Genomic DNA, 19968 nt, shown 5'->3' on the forward strand with positions numbered 1-19968 from the left:
TAAACTGAGACTTTAAACTAAAAAATATGTTATTAGAAATAGTTTCACCAGAAGCAAAATTATTTTCAGCAGAAGTAACTTCGGTTACATTGCCCGGAGTTGATGGAAGCTTTCAAATTTTGAATAACCACGCACCAATCGTTTCTATTTTAGGAAAAGGTGTCGTGAAAATTACAGCTTCTAGTTTTGCTTTCGCAAAAGAAGTAGTAGGTAAATTCACTAAGTTAGATGATCAAAATTATACGCTAGCAATCACTTCAGGAACCATTGAAATGAAAAACAATAAAGTTATTATTTTAGCGGACTAAAGTAATCTCGATTATAAAATATAAAAGCCTAACAGAATTGTAGGCTTTTTTTATGTCCAATCCCAAAGCATAATATTCCAAACAATTCCATATTCTTCATAAGTATCAATTATTTTGAACCCAGCTGCTTCGTGTGCTGACATGGAACGAAGGTTTATAGCCGCAACTTCAGTGATTAAGTAATCAAATTGATGTTGCAGTTCCTCTTTGTAAAAATGATAAAGCCCTTTGAATATCCCTTGTTTTCTATAGTTTTTATCTACGCAAATTTGCCCCATTACAACGTAGGTTTTGTCTTTGGGTACTAATTCATCAATTCTTTCAAACATGGGGATCAGAGCCTCAATTTCGTTCCTAAAGCTAGAAAACATCACCAAAGCAAAACCCGCCATGGCGTTATTATCTTTAGCGATAATATGCGCACAAGCTGAATTCATTTGTTCTAATAAGGCAATACAATGTTGTACGGTAACAAATCCTTCCTGAAGTTTCTCTTCACAACTTATGTTTTGAGAACTGTTTTGTATTTGTAGTGTTCTGATTTGTTTCAATTCGTCAATAGTTGAGGCTCTTTTATAGAGTATAGGTTTCATTTGATTTTATGAATCACGGATTAATGGATGGTATTTTACTATCTGTAATTATAAAATTAGCAAATCTTTGATTATACGAAATGGATTTGGATCTTATTTTTCGCTTAATTTCAAATTCATTTCGGCATAATATTTTTCATTATATTTTCCGGCAATCACAAGGGCTCCGGAAATTAGTATAAGATTTTTGATTATGTATTGTCCAGCCAAAGTAGGGCAATAAGGAAAAGCATCAAAACAGATTGTTTTTAGAATAAAAACAGGAAAAAATGTAGCCGCCATATGAAGTAATAATAATACAATCGTAAAAGGGATGAATCGTTTTATCAGTAAACCTAGGCCTATAATTACTTCGCAAAAACCAAGAATTGGAATGAATATTTCGGGTTGAAACCAATAAACGGTTTGTTCTACTAATTCACCTGCCGGACTCATCCCGAAAATTTTCAAAGCACCAAACCAAACGTAAATTATTGCCAGAGCAATTCGCATCATATTGATACTGTGTTTTTCCATTTTTTTACTAAATCTAAAATAAAAGGAGTTGAATGTACGGATCATGCTGTGTGTTTATTTTAGTTTTGTTTAAATTTTTATGGAAACCGTGCCTGAAAGTGTTCTCCCATCTGATGGCCAAATTCCTGGTCCTGGGTAAAATTGCGGCCGTTTTGTGAAATAATGTTTATTTAGGATATTGTTAGCATTGATCTGAACTTTAATTTTATCGGTTAATTGTATTGCCAGATTTAAATCGAGTAATTGATAGGAAGGAACTATGCCGCTTGCGCCACTAATTGATGGTTTAACGGTGTTTAAAGCGTCAGCAAAACTATCAGAAGTGTAACTATAAAGTGCTGAAAGACTAACGACAGCGTACGTAAGAGTAAATCCATTTCTACTAATCCATTTTGGAACACTTTCTACTTTATTTCCACTAACATTAGTATTGGTAGTGCCGGACTTTATAATTGCATCCTGATAATTCGCATTCATATAGGAAGTGGAGTTAAAGACGGACAAACTCGCTTGGTTTCCTATATAGAAATCTTTTTGCAAAAATAATTCGACTCCTTTGGTTCTGGAATCTCCAATGTTTGTTTTGAAAATAATTAGATCGCCTTGTGAGTTGGTTTGCGCAATGCTTCCCAATCGATTATTGTACTGAAGGTAAAAAACGGTTGCATCCCATTTTAAGGACTTCCATTTGCCTCTAAAACCAGTTTCAGCATTATAACCGTAAGCATCTTTTAGATTTTTATCGGAGACTTCATAAATAGAAGTAGGAATAATATCTTTGAATATTACAGGCCGATACGCTTGCGATGCACCTCCATAAAAATTTATATTTTCGGTTATATCATATTGTGCACTTATACCAAATAAGGGAAAATTATGTTGGATGGAGTTTTGTAATTCGGCATCGGAGTAATACGCGGTAGTTCCTGTCATTTTGGTTTTTCCCATTTCTATTCGTGCTCCTGTGTTTACGGAAAATCTATTCGAGAACAACCAGCGATTTTCAATAAATACAGCAGTGTTATTCGTTTTAAAATGAAGGTCTCTTCCCCATCCCGGAGTGACTAACGATAAGTCAAAGTCAGTTCCAGTTGTTCCTTTGCCTTGCTGTTGGCGGTGCAAATCGTTATTCATGAACTGAATTCCTGTTGTAAACGTATTGGTGTGATTAAAAAATTTATAGGAATGAAGTACCCTGAGTTCTGTTGTATAACTATTGAAGCGGTCAATGTCAACTTGGCGATTGGTGTATTGAAGTGTTGATGCTTGAACAGCATCATCAATAGTTGCTGGTTTGTCAAACAACACACTGTTTCTGGATCCGAGAACGGCAGATGATGTAAGCTGTAATTGTGTTTTTGGAGCAATTTTCCAATCTATTGTCATTGAAGGTATATGAATATTAGGATTGTAATAATTTCTGGATCGAGTGGACATTTTCGGGTTACGGTTAAATAGTTCATCCGTTAGCGGACCAGCAAGATGAGTGACGTAATTGGAGTGTGTCCACTCTAACTTGAAATGTAGGTTCGTAGAAGGATCATAGAAAAATGACATTGCTTCAGCATTATACTGCGAATCACTATTGTCTCTATAACCTGTAATCCATTTTTTGTTTATCCAAGTACTGTATCTGAATTTTCCAATTTTACCGGACGCCCCATTGTACGTACTAACCAGTCCATAAGAACCAATTGTATTAATAGTTTCAAATGTAAAAGCTTTGGTGGAATCTGGTTGTTTACTAATGTAATTAAGCATACCGCCAAACTGCGCGCCGTATTGCAAAGATCCCGTTCCTCTTAATAATTCAATGCGTTCCACGGCTTCCATGGGAATGTTGTAATGGCTTGCGGGATACCCATACATATCAGAGTTGGTAATGATTCCATCTTTACGAATGTTAAATTCCCAACCGCGGTGTGGATCAAGGCCACGAACCGCAATGTTCATTTGATTGCCTGTGCCATCCATATCATACACAAAAACACCTGGAACTTTCGCAAAAATTTGCCGACCATATTTTTCCGTCAGTGCACTATTTTTTTTAGTCATGTCAATGACTTCATTTTTCTTGCCAGAATAAATGTACGTTCCTTGTATTGGGGCGAGTCGAAGAATATCCTGTTTTGTCCGAATTGCTTCAACTTTTACAGGGTTAAGATTGTTGATTTTTGTAGAGTCTATTGGTGTTTGAGCCAGAATTGGGAGTGTAAAAAACAAGACTGTTAAAATAAATATTGTTGGTCTCATTTTGTTCTTTTTAAGGTTGTAAAACATGTTTACTATTATATTATTGGATCGTGCTTTTAATTTTAAGATGTTGATTTAAAATTAGTTTTTTATAAAAAAAGGTAAGTTGTAATCTTATTTATAAAAAAAGCCTAACGGGTTTCCAACGTCTGTTAGGCTTCGGTTGATAAAAAATATTAAAACAAACCATTAAAACAAATTATCAACTTATATTTTAATTATTCCGCTCCATCTATTGTAGCTCTTGCGACAGCAAAGCCACCTACTTTTTCACCTAATTCAAGTCCTTTTTCACAATCACTTCTATAATGAATGGCGCCAAGCAAGCGAGAATCAGAAGCCTGTTTTGCCATAGTGGAAAAATTTTGCGCTTTTGCAGGAATAATATGCGATAAAACGACACAGGCAGCACCACTGAAGGTAGAGTGACCCGATACATAAGCGGGAAAATTTGGAATTCCAGTTAATGTTTTGATGGATGGATCCATCTGACAAGGCCTTGGATTAAAATAAAAGTATTTTGCATCCCAGCAACTGATAGCCGCATCCATCATGGCAATATTCAATAACGCCATATTTCTGGCCCATCGTACTTCACTGTAATTTTGGGTTACAAATTCTTCAGCTGCAATAGCATTCCAGTGGCCTGGCGGTGTGTACGTACCCACGCCATCAGCCCAAAAGGTGACAATTTCCATATTTTTTCTTGTAGCATTTTTGCTATTGGTTTTTACTTCAGCTAATTCTTTTGCAAATTGTTCCGATTTCGTGGAAGGCGGTGGAACCGGTCGACTGGCGATAACCATTTCAGGTGTCATTAAAAATGATTTTACTTTACCAAACATTGGCAACATCGGTGGTCTTGCAGGAAAATCTAAAGATTTCCAAGGCATTTCTCCAGTGGCAGCGGTTTGCGTCTCCAGTTGTGTCCAAAGAACCGGATTGCCAATAGCTGCGCCAGCACCATCAGTAGACGCTCTGGCGATAAACTTAGCGGCAATTTTTCTGCCTAAAATAATTCCAGCATCCACATCACTTCGAACATTGGCACCACTAATTATGCGATAAATTTTTTGTTCTTCTGCTTTTTCTTGTATGTAAGCGATTTCTGTTGGGAATAATAATTTTAACAGTTCAACAGTTACTCCTGCTAAAACCGCATCTTCGGATGGATAAGAAGGCAAGCTACTTTTTGGGATTAAAACGGGCAAAGTTGCATCAACCATAAAAGGCGCTGCTCTATTGTATAGTTTTTTATAGTGCCAAGTAGCAATCATCGCATCGCATTGTGCGGCACTCACATACGCGTACGCTCTGGCCGCATAAGGAGGGTTTGAAAACGGAAATTGAGGATTCGAAAACGGATTTGCTCCCGAAGGTGCAGGATACGTTCCATCTTGATTTTGATACGGAGGACGATTGTGTCGGGCCACTAATGTTCTCATGATTTCGTTCCAGCGTAATACCCCTCCGGCACTCCAGTATTTTATTATTTTGTGCTGTTCCGGAGTTATGTTTTGTTGATAACTTTTTATTTCGTTAATTTCTCTCGCATATGCAGCGGTATTAGCTGCTACCGGTGCGTCCAGCAAGAATTCATCGGGTGTAGTCAATAAGAATGTTTTCCAAGTCCCTGCAAGTACATCTGAATTGGTCGGATTCAATTGAGAGAATTGCTCGTTGCGTTCTGCTAACTCATCACTACAAGAGTAGTGTAACGCAAGTAATAAAACCAAAAGAGTATTTGAGGCTATTTTTTGTATTTTATTTTTCATCTTGTTGTGTTGTTTTTTTTAAATTAATGACGTAAAATAAACCGCCATAAAAAGTATTGGCTTGCCCTACATTTCTCCCTTCAGTGACAAAATTGCAGCCCCCTATAATAGATAATGCCGGTATTTTTTTTAGTGTATATTTAGTATTCAAGCCTATTTTTAATGCATTCATCGTATTGCTGGGAAAAGGCATGCTGTTGGTAGTAATGTCAAATCCTCCAGATTGAGTAACCCAATTGTCTAGGATCACTTCCGTTATTAGTCTGTTAGAGCGATACCCAATTCTAAAGTTTACCGAAATCGCATCTGGCATATCAACTTCATTAGTGTAGTGCATTTCGGTAGTGTAGTAGGCATTTCGGTCAATGGTAATATTGGCTCTTTTTACATAAGCGCCTGATATAGTTGTAAAAAAATGGCCTCTTTGGTAATCACCCATTATTCGTAAAGAAGCCGTCTTGCTCTGTAATCCTAGGCTTAATGGAAGATAATCAGCTGGGTAATCAGATACGGGAGCCGAAAGTCCTGCGAGAGCATATAAAGAATAAGTAGCTTTTCCAATTGTTTTTTCAAACGGCATGTATTTTACCGTAAATGATATATCCTGCAATCCTTTTTGACTTTCCATTGTTCCTGCAGAGGCGACCGTTTCTACGTAAGGGAGACTAAAAATAAGGTTCAATTTATCAGAAACGCCATAGTTTCCCATTAGAGCCACTGACGTTGTGGATACAGTACCAAAATTGAGGTTTTCTCTTTTAAATGTTCCTTCCCAATACTTGTCCCAGCTACTGTATTGGTATATTGTTCCAAAACAAAAATTACCTTTACTCATCATAATTCCATCAATCTCTGTTTGAGCATTCATAAATAAAGGCGCCAACAGCAGGCAACTCAAGTAAAATTTTTTCATTAAAAAATGGTTTCGGTTATTAATTTGATATTTTAATATTTAAAAAGGTGTTCTGTTATTCTCATTGTGTTGCATTCTTGACAAACTTCTTTTTTAAATCGGATTGTAAACCCGAGGTAATCGTGTAATCTGCAAATGCCGCATCCTCTTACGCAGGAGTACCTAGAGTGGCTGAATTTTCTTTGACGTTAACACAATATGTACAATTGAAAACCACTGCAAATGATTTTGAAGCAAACAGAACGATTTTTTTTATTCGGAGTTCACTATGTTTTTACGGTTTAAACGAAAGGATATAGTCCTAATTGTTTAAAAAAATTGACAAAAAAATAAAATAATAATGTGAATTTGATTGGCGAATCAATGATTTTCTTGAAGGAATAAGGTACTTCTCGCCGTAAATTTATACCAGTAGAGCAAACACTATTCAATTTTAATAGCAACCCAGAGGAGCTATATTATTTTTAAATAATCAAAACTAAAAACCATTAGGTATCACTATGGATTCAGTATTGAAATGTTTCTGGTATAAAATCTAAATTAAACGAAATCAGGTGGAGTGTAGGGTAAGATAAAATGTCCCGAGCGCAAAGACTCTTTCGGATTTTTATTAAATGCAACAAGTTCAGTTTCTTTTTCAGTTGAAAAAGACATACAAATGGCTGTATTGGCTACGTAATCTTTTAGGAAAGATTTTAGTAATTTTTTAACTGGAGACTCTTTTGATGAGGATCCGTTGAATAATTGATTATCAACAATATCTTTTAAATCCTGGCTTATTGCATCTTGGTGAGAATTGCGCAAGTAATACAAGCTTAAGATGTTGTTTTGAATTCTTTTCTTGAAAATATGATAGCTTTTGTTGTTGATAACCACATCTTCATTTACATATTCAAAATCAGTGTCTTCAATAAAAGAATATAAAGTTGCATTTAATTGGATTATTTGAAACTCAGAATCCTGTCTTTTTTCCATAGAAGATACCCAAGCTTGCTCTTCTTGATAAGCAAACATCAGATAGTATCCCATCACGTTGTAAAACAACGTTACTAATAAGAAAAGTGATGCAATTCGTTTCATATTTGTCGAAAGTAGAAAACTATTTAATAAGTTAACTTCTTCAATATTAATTTTAAGTTTTTTTTAACATAAATTTATGAAAAATATAAATCGAAACCGTTTTCGTAAAATTTTATGGATATATTTTTTATTATTGTATTTCAATTGTTAATTTATATTGTAATTCATTTATGTAAATACTGAAATGAGTTCCATAATTAGAATTATTGTATCAAAATTTACGAATTAGAACAAATCAGCAAACAAAATTAGAGCAAAATTCATAATCCGAAAAAGATGCTTATTTTTACGGACTATGAAACATTTTCCAGAGAATCTATCGGCTAAACTCGCATTCCGAAAGCAGAATAATACGTTGCGACAATTGCCTGTGTCAAGTAAAAGGATTGATTTTTCATCCAATGATTACCTTGGTTTTTCTCAATCGGCAACTATTTTTGAGGAAACGCATCAGTATTTAATAAACAATAAAATCATTCAAAACGGAGCAACGGGTTCTCGATTATTGTCGGGTAATCATAAACTGTATCCCAAAACAGAAGATTTCATTGCTCAGTTCCATCAATCCGAAACCGCATTAATTTTTAATTCGGGCTACGATGCCAATATTGGTTTTTTTAGTGCAGTTCCCCAAAAAGGAGATTTAATTTTATACGATGCATTGTGCCATGCTTCTATTCGTGACGGAATTCAACTATCGAATGCCAAAGCTTATAAATTCAATCACAATGATTTTGAAGATTTAGAAAAGTTGATTGTACGGAATCCAAACACCACTATTTATATCGTCACCGAATCTGTTTTTTCTATGGATGGCGATTGCCCAGATTTGGGAGAATTAGTTTTGCTTTCAAATAAACACAATTGCTATTTAGTTGTTGATGAAGCGCATGCTTTGGGAGTTTTTGGTTCTAAAGGCGAGGGGTTTGTTCAAATGTTAGGCCTGCAAGATCATGTTTTTGCCCGCATTATGACTTTTGGAAAAGGGTTGGGATGTCATGGAGCAGCGATTTTAGGTTCGGTTGAATTGAAAGACTATTTGGTAAATTTCGCCCGAAGTTTTATTTATACCACAGGACTTTCGCCATATTCCGTTGCCACGATTTTGGTTGCGTACCAGCATTTAAAAAAAGATTCGGCTTCAATTTTAAAACTAAGAGAAAATATTATTTTTTTCAATCAGCAGAAAAATCTGTTGAGTTTAAAACCACTTTTTGTCCGAAGCAAATCGGCCATACAATCAGCCATTATTCCCGGAAATGAAAGAGTCAAAACCCTCGCTGGTCAATTTCAGGAAAAGGGATTTGATGTAAAAGCGATACTTTCACCTACGGTTCCAGAAGGTCAAGAACGTCTGCGTTTTTGTTTGCACAGCTTTAATTCGACTGAAGAAATTTCAGAAGTGTTGCGATTGTTAAGTACTTTTGTGTTTATGGGACATTGATTTTACATTTCTTATTGAAGAGTTTTTGGTGTGTAGTCATAATTGTGTAATTGGAACACGGATGACACAGATTAAACTGATTGTCACAGATTTTTAAATTTAATTTTAAATAATTACAGATAAACACAAATTAATTATGACTAATTTTTTACACAAAAGTTTAAGTGATTCGATTCTTAAAGTTTATTATGAAGTCTATAATGAATTAGGTTTTGGATTTCTAGAGAAAGTATATCAAAACGCTATGTATTTTGAGTTGAAATCACAAGGTCACAAAGTAGAGGCTCAAAAGCAAATTAAAGTATATTATAAAAGTCAATTGGTAGGCGACTATTTTGCGGACTTGTTGATTGAAGACTCTATTATTCTTGAGCTTAAAGCCTGTGGATGTTTGATGGACGAGCATAAAGCCCAACTTTTAAATTATCTAAAGGCAACTGAGGTAGAAATTGGATTGTTATTGAACTTTGGAACAACTCCTGAATTCAAAAGGTCTATTTACACCAACGATAGAAAAAAACTAATATAAATTTTTAAAAATCCGTGACAATCAGTTAAATCTGTATCATCGGTGTGCTAATTATTATGAAACTATTTATAACAGGAATTGGAACTGATGTGGGTAAGACCATCGCGTCAGCCATTATAACAGAAGCTTTAGAAGCCGATTATTGGAAACCCATTCAAGCCGGAGATTTAGAAAACTCCGATAGCCATAAAGTTAAATCATTTTTGTCTAATAAAAAAACAGTGATTCATCCTAATAGTTATGCTTTGAATACTCCGGCAAGTCCACATTATGCTGCTGAGCTGGACAGAATTACGATTGATTTAAATAAAATCTTCGAACCCAAAACAGAAAATCATTTGGTCATTGAAGGCGCAGGAGGTGTCTTTGTTCCTTTAAATTCAAATGATTGCGTAATCGATTTGATTCAGCCCGATTATAAAGTGGTTGTGGTTTCCCGTCATTATCTGGGAAGTATCAATCATACCTTAATGACCATTGAAGCCCTACAAAACAGAATGATTACAGTTGCAGGAATTCTTTTTTCAGGCGATGAAAACAAAGCTACTGAAGAAATAATCCGGAGTAAAACGGGTGTAAAATGCATTGGAAGAATAGAACAAGAACCCTATTTTGATAAAAATGTAATTAAAGAATATTCGGATCTATTTAGAGAAAATCTATTGAGTTTATAAAAAATAAGAAGAAAGAAGAAATAATCAAGATTTGTTTTTTGTGTTTTTCTTACTTCTTTTATCGGGCTTCTTTTATCTTTGCAAAATGAATTTAACAGAAAGAGACCGCCAATATCTTTGGCATCCGTATACCCAACACAAAACGGCAGCGTTGCCAATTGCCATTAAAAAAGGAAAAGGTGCTTTACTTTGGGACGAAAATGATAAAGAATATATTGATGCAATTGCTTCTTGGTGGGTGAATCCATATGGTCATTCGAATACAATAATTGCCGATGCAATTTATAAACAGCTTACTACATTAGAACATGTATTGTTTGGTGGATTTACACATGAACCTGCTATTTTGGTAGCCGAGAAGTTGATGGAAATTTTACCGATTAACCAACAAAAAATATTCTTTTCAGACAACGGTTCAACTGCTGTTGAGGTTGCAATTAAGGTAGCGTTGCAGTATTTTTTCAATAAAGGTGAAAAAATAACTACCATAATTGCGTTCGAAAACGCTTTTCATGGCGACACTTTTGCGGCAATGGCTGCCAGCGGAATATCCTTTTACACCCAAGCTTTTCAAGGAATGTTTATAGATGTGGTTCGGATTCCGGTTCCGGTTAAAGGATTAGAGCAGGAAAGTTACGATGCGTTACAGTTGGTTATTAAAAACAACAGTTGCGCGGGTTTTATATTTGAGCCCTTGGTTCAAGGAGCCGCAGGAATGGTGATGTATGAGCCCGAATCATTGGATCAATTGATGCGAATTTGTCAGGAAAATAAAGTGCTTACCATTGCTGATGAAGTGATGACGGGATTTGGAAAGACGGGAAAGACTTTTGCAACGGATTATTTGGTAGAAAAACCCGATATGATGTGTTTGTCCAAAGCGTTGACCGGAGGAACTATTCCTATGGCGATTACTACTTTTACTCAGGATTTATTCGATGCTTTTTATGATGATGATATTAATAAAGCGCTGTTTCACGGGCACACATTTACAGCAAATCCTACAGGTTGTGCGGCAGCATTGGCCAGTTTAGAATTGTTGCAAACCAATGAAATGCAAGCGAATATCATTCGTGTAAATCAAAATCATTTGGACTTTCAAGAACGAATTAAAAGTCATCCTAAAGTAACTACCACTCGTGTGCTCGGAGTTATTTTTGCATTAGAAATAAAAACGGAAAGTTCCGCCAGTTACTATGGAACTTTGCGCAACAAACTCTATGATTTTTTTATCGAAAACGGGGTGATTTTGCGTCCTGTTGGTAACATTGTATACATATTACCACCTTACGTTATCACGGACGAACAGTTGCAAAAAGTGTATGAGGTAGTCGAAAATGCTTTGGAAATAGTTTAAATTCGCATAAATTTTTTTACAAATAGTCACAAAAAAACGAAAAAAACAAAAAGATGTTTTTATAAAAAGCAATTTTTTTATTTGAACTTGGTGGACCTCTGTGGAAATTATTTGTTAATCTTCGTGCATTAAAATAAAATATCTTGTCAACACCAATCTCCATAACTGCAATAGCTTCGATATCTCCTTTGGGCAGTGACTCAAAAACGATTTGGAAAAATTATCTTAATGACAATCATTGTTTTTCAGAGCACATTTTAGACCGTAAGAAAACTATCGTTGGCAGGCTTGATAGTGAATCAGCGCAGGTTGTTGCTGCTTTGCGAGCCTCAGATAACAAATATAAATCCTTAGACAAATCGGTTTTGTATGCCATGGCAGCTTCAAGAAAAGCGATGCAAAATGCGGGTTGGACTCGAAACGATATTTTCGGAATCAATATTGGTTCATCTCGAGGTGCAACAGATTTATTCGAAAAACACTATCAGGATTATTTAAAGACTGGAAAAGCACAAACTTTAGCATCACCAACGACGACCTTAGGAAATATTTCTTCTTGGGTGGCGCATGATTTGCAGAGTTCAGGTCCTGAAATATCGCATTCTATTACGTGTTCTACAGCTTTACACGCCGTAGTAAACGGAGTGGCGTGGCTTCGGGCAGGCATGGCTGATAAATTTATGGTTGGTGGAAGTGAAGCGCCATTAACTGATTTTACGATAGCCCAAATGCGAGCCCTGAAAATTTATTCGAATAGTACCGAAGCATATCCAAATCGTGCACTTGATTTAAAAAAGAAACAAAGTACAATGATTCTAGGCGAAGGTGCCGGAGTATGTTGTCTCGAAATAGGTAAAGCCGAAAACGCATTGGCGTATATCGAAGGAATTGGGTATGCTACGGAAATTTTGGAACATAATATTTCTATTTCGGCCGAAGCAACCTGTTTCCAAAAATCCATGAAAATGGCGTTGCAAAACACTAAAGTATCCGAAGTTGACATTGTTGTTATGCATGCTCCGGGAACTGTAAAAGGAGATGTGACGGAGTATAAAGCCATTGAGAAAATCTTTGGCGATAACCTTCCTTTGTTGACTACCAATAAATGGAAAATTGGGCACACTTTTGGGGCATCTGGGATTTTGAGTATGGAACTGGCTATTTTGATGATGCAACACAATAAGTTTATAGGAATTCCTTTTGCAGAAGTACAAATACAAACAAAGCCCATAAAAAAAGTACTGATTAATGCCGTTGGTTTTGGCGGAAACGCGGTGAGTATACTTTTGAGTCTGTGATTTTGAGCACTTATTTTATTGGTCTTGTGAATTTTCCAGCTCTTTAACTTTCTCGTACACTAAATTGCTTTCAAACCCTTTTCTAAGTAAATAATCACAGAATTTCTTTCTTTTTTTCAGCATATTTGTTTCCCGAATTGTTTCCCAATGTCTTTCTGAAGCTTTGTGGAAAGTTGCGGTATACTCGTCAATAGTAATTTCTTTAAGCGCGAGATTGATGTTGTATTGCGTTATTTTTCGAAATTTTAATTCATTGACAATTCTAATTTTACCCCAATGTTTGATGCGGTGCTTTCCTCTGGCAAAACTACAAGCGAAGCGTTCTTCATTGAGAAAGTTTTCGGAGATAAGATGCACCATGATCGTGTCGATTTCGTCGGATTCCATTTTCATACTTCGCAATTTTTGAACTACTTCTTCGTGACAGCGTTCCTGATAGGCGCAGTACTGTTCTATTTTATGGATGGCCACTTTTACAGTATAAATCGGGTTCATTTTTTGTCTTTATAATGGTGAATTTAGCACTTTATTACTGATTTAAAAAGTTCGCCTTTTGTGAAAAATAATTGGTTGTAAATTGAAATTTTTACTGTGTTCTAAATTCAGCATTTTAACAAGAAAGTTGTTTTTTTAATTCTGCAAAATTGCATTATGACGGATATATTAACCGATAAACGATTTTATTATGGGAAGTAAATTTGTTTTTTTTAATTTGTTTTTATTGTAAGTTTTTTCTTTTGAAAAAAGCAGAAGTTAAGAATTGAATTTATTTTTAAATACGTCTTAAAAAACATGATCAAAAAATTACTCTTTCCCCTTTTTTTACTTTTAGTTCATACTGTAGTTTTAGGTGCAAATATCTCAAGTACAGCATCAGGAGGTAATTGGTCAGATCGAACAACTTGGGTTGGAGGAGTGGTTCCTACATCGTCGGACAATGTTACTGTTGTTTCGGGAAGTAATATAACTCTTGATACAAATATCAATATAGGTAACGCAACTTATACTTTTAATGGTAATGTTACTGATAATGGTTCCCATACCCTGACAGCTACAGCATCAAGCGGAAAATTAATAATTTCGTCCAATAGCATAACAACTTTTGGAGGTTCAGCTTCATGGAACGGTTCAACTATTACAATTAATACTGGGTCAAGTCTTATTGTTGGTGCATTAACAATTGGTAATGGGACAACAATCAGTATTGGGGGTAGTCTTATTGTAAATGGCAACGTGGACGATAATAACAATGGAAGTGGGGGTTTTACTGTTACCGGATATGTACAAGTATATGGAGATTATACAGCTCCTGTTGGAGGTGTTAGTGTGAGTGGAGCAGGGGTTTTTCAAACTTCGGGATCAATAAATACCACTGGCGGTTCAACAGTAGGTGGTTCTCCTAATAACTGTACTACTGGTCCCTGTTCCAGCGGTTCCATTAGTTGCGGTGATGGAACTAATTCTTATTCTTCGGCAGTTTCTCCAACAAATCAGGTACTATGTTCTGGTCAGACAATTTCTCCCATATCATTTGTTAGTGGTACAACGGTGACGTCCTATCAATGGCAAAGCAGCACAACTACTGGAGGAACTGGATTTACGAATATTGGAGATGCAAACAATAATAATTATATACCCCCTATGCCTTCTGTTACCACGTGGTACCGAATGAAATATTCGACTTCAAGCTGCCCAGATTTGATTTCACCGTCATCTAAGATATCTTTAAATAATAACACTGCTCCTGTTGCTGGGACAATAGCAGGAGGGAATCGTAGTTATTGTTTAAATTCAAATAGCACTACAATGACATTAAGTGGTTATACGGCTACAGGATTTCAGTGGCAATCCTCGAGTGATAATAGTACTTTTGCTAATATTAGTAGTGCTACATCAGCTTCGTATACAGCTACAAATGTGAGTTCAACGACATATTATCGTGTAGTTGTTTCTAATGGTTCTTGCAATGTCGTTAATTCTGCAAGCGTTGTTATCACAAAAATTTCAACTACGGTAGGTACGCCAACAGCGATAACTATTTCCGCCGGAACCGAGCCTAGCTGTCAGTTGATCAATGGGACAACGACAACTACTTATGCCACAACGGCAACAAGTAATATTGGTTTTAACTGGAGTTTGAGTAATTCTTTAGCAGGTGTGATGAATGCAACGACAGGTGTAATGACTTGGGCAAACGGATTCTCAGGAACAGTAAATATTCAAGTAACTGCAAGTGGCTGTAGTAGTACATCCTCTCAAGTTACGAGAACAGTAACAATAACGCAAACAGTAACTATTAACCCCTTTTCACCAACCACAACTACTCGCTGTCAGGGAGCAGGAATTGTTACTACAACGACGACAGCAAATAATTCAACAGGTATTACATATAGTTTGGATGCAACTACTGCCGCATTTTTAGGCAATAGTATCAATCCATCAACAGCTGCTGTAACTTATGCAGCAGGTTGGCGTGGAACAACCACTATCAAGGCAAGTGCCGCAGGATGTAATGGTCCTGCAACGACAACAGTAACTGTTACAGTAAATCCCCTGCCCGATAATACAGCAAGTACTGGTTTTACGGGAGGTTCATTTTGTATTGGCAGTCAAGCCACAATAACGTTTGACGCAAATAATGGTTCAGGAGTACTTCCTTATAATTTAGTATATAAAAATGATATTAATTCAGCTACTTCGACTGTAACTATTACAACTGATAGTCCAACGGCGTTCAACTTAAGTCCTAATCCAACTACTACAACCACGTATACGTTATTGTCAATCACTGATGCAAATGGGTGTGTGAATTTATCTCCAGCTAATTTCACAGCCAAAACTACAATTCTGTCTTTACCATCAAGCCCAACAATAGGAACAGTTACCCAACCAACATGTGCGGTAGCCACAGGAACGATAACGGTAACTGCGCCAACGGGGATGAACTATAGTATTGATGGTTCAACATACACAAACACGTCGGGAATTTTTACTGCAGTCGCAGCAGGAAGTTATTCAGTCACTGCAAAAAATTCTTCCGGTTGTATTTCGGCAGTAACAAATGTTACGATAATAAGTGCCGCTAAAACTTGGAATGGTTCTTCAAGCATCGATTGGAATACAGCTGCTAACTGGACTCCTAATGGCGTGCCAATTTCATCTAATTGTGTTATTATACCAAATGTACCAAATTTCCCAATTATTTCAGGAACCAATTTTGTGGCTTTTGCCAACACTTTAACTATTTCCAATGGAGGTTCATTAGTAGTAAATCCCACAAATACAATTACTGTAACCGATTTTGTAAACGTGAACTTAGGTGGTTTTTTGACCTTTGAAAACAACGCCAGTTTAGTCCAAATTAATGATGCTGCCGTTAATACTGGGAAGATAGTTTATAAACGTACAACCACTGTTATGGCAAATAATTATGATTTTCAATATTGGGGTTCCCCGGTTGTTGACCAAACATTAGGTGCTATTTGGATGGCGAGTACTTGGCCTGATACTTTCTATAATTTTGATTCACAAACAACTGATAATTGGGTTCGGAATGTTGCCGGAGACATTATGATTCCCGGAAAAGGTTATATTACCCGTGCTCGTAATGGGCAATCGGGTATCGATTATAATAATGTAAGTTCAATATTTACTTTAGGTGGAACGTGGACTGCGAAATTTTATGGAGTTCCTAATAATGGAATTGTGTATGCTACAAATATCATCAGTGGTAATAATTGTGTTTTGGGAAATCCATATCCATCAGCTATAGATGCGGATAAATTTTTAAATGCCAATGCAGGTCTTGATGGGACAATTTATTTTTGGACACATAATACTAAAATTGCCAATAATGCCTACACATCAGATGATTATGCTGCTTATAATGGAGTCGGCGGTGTTGCGGCTGTTAAATCGATAAGTCCTGGACCTAACCAAAATATACCTTCTGGAAAAATTGCAGCTGGCCAAGCTTTTTTAGCAACTGCTAAATCGTCTAGTAATGTTGTTTTTAATAACAGTGTGCGCTTAGATAACAGCGGCAACAGATTAGATAATTCCCAGTTTTTTAAGATAAAGGCAAACTCAAAAACTACAAATACAATTGAAAAAAATCGCATTTGGCTCAATCTAACCAATACTCAAGGCGTTTTCAAGCAAACCTTGGTAGGTTATGTTTCGAATGCCACTAATGGATATGACAGTAGTTTTGATGGAGAGAGTTTTGATGGGAATGATTTTGCTGATTTTTATAGCATCAACGAAGATAAAAATTTAACGATACAAGGCAGGGCTTTGCCTTTTGAAAAAAATGATGCTATACCTTTAGGTTACAGCTCTACCATAAAAGGTGTTTTTTCAATAGCTATTGATCAAGTCGACGGAGTGCTCGTTTCTCAGGATGTTTTCATTGAGGACAAGAGTACTAATACTATTCAAAACTTGAAACAGGGACCCTATAGTTTTTCTACAGAGGTGGGGACTTTCAAAAATCGGTTTGTATTGCGCTATATTAATACCAGCAAAACTTTACGAACAGGAACTTTTGAAGCAGCTGAAAATACAGTTTTGGTTTCTAATACGAATAAACAAATAAAAATTAATTCATCTGATGAAATTATAAACAAAATTCAAGTTTTTGACATGTTAGGCAAATCAATATATCAAAAAAGTGATGTTAACAGCAGTGAATTCGTAATAACTAATTTAGCAATGGATCTTCAGATAGTGCTTGTTAAAATTGTATTGCAAAACGGTACAACGATGACGAAGAAAATCGTCAACTGAGACGTCTCAATAATAAGACGTCAAACTAAAAAATTGAATAAAATGGAGGTAAATTTAAAACGGATCACCTTTATGAATTTTAGAGTTCGTTAACAATTTTATATTTAATTTTTGTGAGCACTAAGTACGTATTCTTTAATTTTATAGTTTATCCCTTTTCTTTCCCTTTAGTTTTTGAAGCAAAATATATATAAAACTCGCAGTAATTAACGGGTAGGCTGCTTTGAATACGGTTATAGTTTTTGGCGGAAACGCTCGGATACTTTAAAAATCCGGCTTTGCCGTATTTCATTACCATTTCCATATTCTTTAAGTGTTTACAATATTTTACCATTGTTAAGTTTGCAAATGTATCCTTTCGTTGGTTGTAAAGTGAGCCATTTATCGAAATTCGGGCGGTCAAAGCCAACATTTTCGCCACAGATTTATGAATAGGAATTTATGAAAATCGTCTTTTAAAATGGTTTAACACTTTCTATTTCAATCAGATTTATTTTCATGGATAAAAACAAAAAAAATGCTCTTAATTTTTAGATTAAGAGCAAATTAGAAAAGCTTTAATTAGGAAAAATCTATTCTTTTTCTTTACCCGATGCTTCAAGATTTCTTTCAATTGTATGTCCGGGTCTTGACCATTTTGGTTTTTCACCTAATGGTGCAAATTGAGAGTCTTCAGCTTCAACGGTTTGTGGTTGAGAAACTTTTGTGAATGGTTTTTGTGGATTTAAACCTAACATTTCGAACATTTTCATGTCTTCACTTACATCTGGATTTGGTGTAGTGAGTAACTTATCCCCAGCAAAAATTGAATTGGCACCAGCAAAGAAACACATAGCCTGACCTTCACGGCTCATATTCATTCTGCCGGCTGATAAACGCACTTGAGTTTCCGGCATGATAATTCTCGTGGCGGCTACCATTCGAATCATTTCCCATATTTCTACTGGTTTCTCTTCTTCCATCGGAGTTCCCTCAACAGCTACCAACGCATTTATTGGCACAGATTCTGGTTGTGGGTTCAATGTAGAAAGTGCTACAAGCATTCCTGCTCTGTCTTCAATGCTTTCTCCCATCCCAATTATTCCGCCACTACATACAGTAACATTCGTTTTACGAACATTCTCTATGGTCTGTAATCGGTCTTCAAATCCTCGGGTTGAAATTACTTCTTTATAATATTCTTCAGAGGTGTCTAAATTGTGGTTATAGGCATATAAACCTGCTTCTGCCAATCGGTGTGCTTGGTTTTCCGTAATCATTCCAAGGGTACAGCACACTTCCATATCCAGTTTGTTTATGGTGCGAACCATTTCAAGCACTTGGTCAAATTCAGGGCCGTCTTTTACATTTCTCCAAGCTGCTCCCATACATACACGTGAAGATCCGCTTGATTTTGCTCGAAGAGCTTGCGCTTTCACTTGGCTAACAGACATTAAATCATTGCCTTCAATTGCAGTATGGTACCGGGCTGCTTGTGGACAATAGCCGCAATCCTCCGGACATCCTCCGGTTTTTATTGACAATAAGGTCGAAACCTGCACCACGTTTGGATCATGGTGTTCTCTATGTACCGAGGCTGCTTCAAAAAGCAAATCCATCATAGGTTTATTGTATATTTCGATAATTTCGTCTTTTGTCCAATTGTGTTTTGTAATACTCATCGATGCGATTTTTTGCTGGTTCAAAAGTAGTTAAATTGTTCTAAAGAAGCAATGGAATAATATTGAAAAGCCGATTGCAAAATTTTTATAACTAAAAAGATTTAGAGGTAAACTGAAGTTTCCTAATTTATATGTTACCGGAGTATGAGTTTAGATGCCAATATATTTCTAATGAAAATGAGGTAGATTTTAAAAAAGAAAGAAAACGATACTGTTGTGAACACTAAATTTAATTGTCCTTGCGACCTTATTTAAATAAACAAAATATAGTTAAACAAGTAAATTTGGTTATGATTCAGCGCCGTGTTTGTCTGAAGCATAACGGGTGTCCCAGTACAGCATCAGGATAAAGGTGACAATTACAGCAGATACGATTCCTTCAAATAATAAAGAAATGGAATATGTCATTACAGATGGTTCGCCTCCAAATAAGAAAGTTTTTGACAATGACCCAACATATGCGTCTCCACCTTTGATATAACTGTATGCAATTAAACCAATAATGCTCAAGAAAATTCCTATAAGTGCTGTTAAAAGTGCCGAAACAGCATTAGTAACTAGTACGGTTTTCCCATCGGCGAAATTTGATTTTACTGTTTTGTAAGTACCAAAAAATACAAATAGAACATTAAACAAACGTAATAAATAAATATCCGCTAGGCCTAAAAGCTCCATTAATAAGAAATAAAGTCCAATTCCAATGAAAATAATAAATCCGTTTACTAATTCTTTAGGTAGTTTCATACGGCCAGTTTTAAAATTTAAGAATCATACCTTTA

At 35.9% G+C, this 19968-nt stretch carries 16 protein-coding genes; 7 read left to right on the top strand and 9 right to left on the bottom strand.

Annotated elements, in window-relative coordinates; genetic code table 11:
• The first annotated feature begins 26 nt into the window (after window positions 1-26).
• Window positions 27-308 (top strand): FoF1 ATP synthase subunit delta/epsilon, encoded by a 282-nt coding sequence (locus ACNQGJ_RS02245; RefSeq protein ID WP_417970492.1) that lies wholly within the window; start codon window positions 27-29, stop codon window positions 306-308.
• A 50-nt stretch (window positions 309-358) separates the two neighbouring features.
• Here the strand turns inward: ACNQGJ_RS02245 and ACNQGJ_RS02250 are convergent, their stop codons facing one another.
• The 6 genes from ACNQGJ_RS02250 to ACNQGJ_RS02275 form a co-directional block, all read right to left on the bottom strand.
• Window positions 359-901 (bottom strand): GNAT family N-acetyltransferase, encoded by a 543-nt coding sequence (locus ACNQGJ_RS02250; RefSeq protein ID WP_417970490.1) that lies wholly within the window; start codon window positions 899-901, stop codon window positions 359-361.
• A gap of 93 nt (window positions 902-994) precedes the next feature.
• Window positions 995-1417 carry a DoxX family membrane protein gene (locus tag ACNQGJ_RS02255; RefSeq protein WP_417970488.1) on the bottom strand — a complete coding sequence of 141 codons (423 nt, stop codon included), beginning with the start codon at window positions 1415-1417 and terminating at the stop codon, window positions 995-997.
• 69 nt (window positions 1418-1486) lie between these two features.
• On the bottom strand, window positions 1487-3670 hold the full coding sequence (locus ACNQGJ_RS02260; protein ID WP_417970486.1) for a TonB-dependent receptor family protein: 2184 nt from the start codon (window positions 3668-3670) through the stop codon (window positions 1487-1489).
• Window positions 3671-3888: 218 nt separating this feature from the next.
• A complete protein-coding gene (locus ACNQGJ_RS02265; protein ID WP_417970484.1) occupies window positions 3889-5445 on the bottom strand; it encodes a vanadium-dependent haloperoxidase in 1557 nt (518 codons plus the stop codon).
• Entirely contained in the window at window positions 5435-6358 is a 924-nt protein-coding gene (locus ACNQGJ_RS02270; protein WP_417970483.1) for a transporter family protein, read from the bottom strand. Before ACNQGJ_RS02270 ends, ACNQGJ_RS02265 begins: the two co-directional genes overlap by 11 nt.
• A gap of 540 nt (window positions 6359-6898) precedes the next feature.
• Window positions 6899-7438, bottom strand: coding sequence for a hypothetical protein (locus tag ACNQGJ_RS02275; RefSeq protein WP_417970481.1), 540 nt, complete (start codon window positions 7436-7438; stop codon window positions 6899-6901).
• Between the two features lie 295 nt (window positions 7439-7733).
• Here ACNQGJ_RS02275 and ACNQGJ_RS02280 point away from each other — a divergent pair, with 295 nt between their 5' ends.
• The 5 genes from ACNQGJ_RS02280 to ACNQGJ_RS02300 all read left to right on the top strand — a co-directional run bounded on the left by ACNQGJ_RS02280 (window position 7734) and on the right by ACNQGJ_RS02300 (window position 12740).
• Window positions 7734-8882, top strand: a complete 1149-nt coding sequence (locus ACNQGJ_RS02280; protein WP_417970479.1) for an aminotransferase class I/II-fold pyridoxal phosphate-dependent enzyme — start codon at window positions 7734-7736, stop codon at window positions 8880-8882.
• Window positions 8883-9018: 136 nt separating this feature from the next.
• Window positions 9019-9411: a GxxExxY protein gene (locus tag ACNQGJ_RS02285; protein WP_417970477.1), complete on the top strand. Its 393-nt coding sequence runs from the start codon at window positions 9019-9021 to the stop codon at window positions 9409-9411.
• A 56-nt stretch (window positions 9412-9467) separates the two neighbouring features.
• Entirely contained in the window at window positions 9468-10085 is a 618-nt protein-coding gene (bioD, locus tag ACNQGJ_RS02290) for a dethiobiotin synthase (RefSeq protein ID WP_417970475.1), read from the top strand.
• Between the two features lie 85 nt (window positions 10086-10170).
• Entirely contained in the window at window positions 10171-11442 is a 1272-nt protein-coding gene (bioA, locus tag ACNQGJ_RS02295; RefSeq protein WP_417970473.1) for an adenosylmethionine--8-amino-7-oxononanoate transaminase, read from the top strand.
• A gap of 143 nt (window positions 11443-11585) precedes the next feature.
• Entirely contained in the window at window positions 11586-12740 is a 1155-nt protein-coding gene (locus ACNQGJ_RS02300) for a beta-ketoacyl synthase N-terminal-like domain-containing protein (protein ID WP_417970471.1), read from the top strand.
• Window positions 12741-12755: 15 nt separating this feature from the next.
• Here ACNQGJ_RS02300 and ACNQGJ_RS02305 read toward each other — a convergent pair whose 3' ends face one another.
• Window positions 12756-13235, bottom strand: a complete 480-nt coding sequence (locus tag ACNQGJ_RS02305) for a regulatory protein RecX (protein ID WP_417970469.1) — start codon at window positions 13233-13235, stop codon at window positions 12756-12758.
• Between the two features lie 297 nt (window positions 13236-13532).
• On the opposite strand from ACNQGJ_RS02305, the gene ACNQGJ_RS02310 reads away from it, so the two are divergent.
• Window positions 13533-17528 (top strand): T9SS sorting signal type C domain-containing protein, encoded by a 3996-nt coding sequence (locus tag ACNQGJ_RS02310; protein WP_417970467.1) that lies wholly within the window; start codon window positions 13533-13535, stop codon window positions 17526-17528.
• 572 nt (window positions 17529-18100) lie between these two features.
• On the opposite strand, the gene bioB is transcribed toward ACNQGJ_RS02310, so the two are convergent.
• Both bioB and ACNQGJ_RS02320 read right to left on the bottom strand, forming a co-directional pair.
• The gene (bioB, locus tag ACNQGJ_RS02315; RefSeq protein WP_417970465.1) at window positions 18101-19189 is read right to left on the bottom strand and encodes a biotin synthase BioB; all 1089 of its coding nucleotides are present in this window, start codon (window positions 19187-19189) and stop codon (window positions 18101-18103) included.
• A gap of 288 nt (window positions 19190-19477) precedes the next feature.
• The gene (locus ACNQGJ_RS02320) at window positions 19478-19933 is read right to left on the bottom strand and encodes a hypothetical protein (RefSeq protein ID WP_417970463.1); all 456 of its coding nucleotides are present in this window, start codon (window positions 19931-19933) and stop codon (window positions 19478-19480) included.
• Window positions 19934-19968: the final 35 nt, after the last annotated feature.

It is taken from the genome of Flavobacterium cryophilum (assembly GCF_048286555.1).
GTDB lineage: Bacteria > Bacteroidota > Bacteroidia > Flavobacteriales > Flavobacteriaceae > Flavobacterium.